The 1899-nt window shown below is 57.4% G+C and carries 1 protein-coding gene; it reads right to left on the reverse strand.

Going from position 1 to position 1899, the window contains the following annotated elements; all coding sequences use genetic code 11:
• On the reverse strand, positions 1 to 1662 hold a 1662-nt coding region (locus tag EN969_RS29050), incomplete at its 3' end, for a PAS domain-containing protein (RefSeq protein ID WP_127419625.1).
• Between the last annotated feature and the right edge of the window lie 237 nt (positions 1663 to 1899).

The raw sequence follows: 1899 nt of genomic DNA on the forward strand, positions 1-1899 counted from the left end.
GCCCACGATAGGCTCACCGCCGGCTCCGATAATCAACGACCCAAAACCACGCCGAGCCGAGGTGGAGACCCGGCGCTCTCCCGATTCCGACCATTCAAACACTATGTCGGCGCCGGGCTCCTGGGCCACGAATTGCCACACGACCTCGATCCGTCCTGCCGGAGTGCCGAGAGCCCCATGCTTCACGGAATTGGTCGTAAGCTCGTGAACGATCATTGCGAAGCTCTCAGCCGAACCCTCAGCCATTTTTATTTCGGGTCCACTGATCGAAATGTCATGCGTCCCCATATAGGGCTGCAATTCCTGAACGATGAGGTCACGCAGGGAAGCCGACAGGCTGCCATCGCGTGAAAGAAGCAGATGCGTCGCCTGGAGTGCGCCGATCTTTTCGATCAGTGTCTGCTTATAGCTGGCGATATCATTGTCGGGGGCACCAACCATATTCACAAGCGCCGTGATCACCGGAAACAGATTGTTGAGCCTATGGCGCTGTTCAAGCATAGCCCGCTCTCGCTTCTTCGCCGCAGCCCGCAGCAGAATGGTTATGCGCCGATCGGTGAGATCCGCGGCGACTCCTATTCGCTGTGCACGACCGTCGCGCAATTCGTCCCGTCCCCGAAGAGCAATCCAGCGGATATGTCCGCCAGTTCGCCTGATGCGGATCTCAGCGTCATAGTCGGCGCCTGATGCAAGCTCTCCCGGGGCCATCAGATTAGGCAAGTCGGCCGGGTGAACGACCGCAGTCAATTCCTGCAATGGACGGCTCGGCGCGGGTGCCAGCCCCATCATTTCCCAGAACGCGGCTGAGCCCTTCACGGACCCGCTCTCGAAATCTATGCGCCATGTTCCCAACCGGCTTGACGATAGCGCCAGGTCCAACCATTCCTTCTGAGCCCGGAGTGCCTCGCGGGCGGTTCGCTCTCCCGATATGTCGTCCACCACTACAAAAATGCTTTGAGGGAGAGCATCGGCTGGCACGGCCAAAGACAGGGCCAATCTTGTCCACAAAATCGTGCCGTCTCTTCTCAGGAGACGGATCTCCGAGCCAAACGAAGTCGTGTCTTTCAGGCGAGTCAACGCTTCCGCCAAGGTGTGGTTGTCGTCGGGGTGGACGAGTGCGCTGAGCGGCAGACTTGAAAGCTCCTCCTCGACATACCCTGTCATCTCACCAAGACGCTTGTTGGACCGTTGCAACTCTCCGTTCTCATTCATGTTGGCAAAGCCAATGGCGGCACGTTCGAATGCCCAGCGAAACCTGTTTTCGGTTGCTTCCAAGGCCGCGAGTCTAGCCTCCGCAACCTGCAAAAGGGTGCGGTAGTCCTGCCTCTGCCGGTGGAAAGTCAGGGCGATCATCCCCCCTGCAACCAGCAGCAGAATGGCTTGAACCCAAAGGCCGACATCGATTGGATGGTGCAGGACATCCCGCGTCAACAAGCCGACGGCAACCATCACAAATGTTGCCGCAAGAGCGATCATGCGATCTTCGAAATATGAGATGGCAATAATGGCGGGAACAAACTCAAAAAAGCCGATGTCGTATGCCACAGAGGTCGGCAGCGCTGTCTCGACTGCAAGTGTCGCTATCAGGAGCGACATCGAGGCAAGGCGGGTCAGCAACTTGCCTGAGCTGTTCGGATGCAAACTGAGCGAATGCAAACGCATGTGCCAGACTATAACCTTCTGACTAGTCCGTCGAGATTAGACCGAAAAGCGTACAGACTAGTCCGACCGCAGGATTGTTCCCCGGGATTGTAGCGCGCATTTTGTCCGATGTCGGGGGCGGATCGGACCGCTACTCTCCAAGCGACCTGACTGACATGTTTAAGGCACCTCCTTTTGACTGGGAGGCGTTGCCGTTTTGCGGGAGGTAAGAAAATGGCACTGGTTGGTAGGCAAGAT

This window comes from Mesorhizobium sp. M7A.F.Ca.CA.003.01.2.1 (assembly GCF_003998945.1).
GTDB lineage: Bacteria > Pseudomonadota > Alphaproteobacteria > Rhizobiales > Rhizobiaceae > Mesorhizobium > Mesorhizobium ciceri.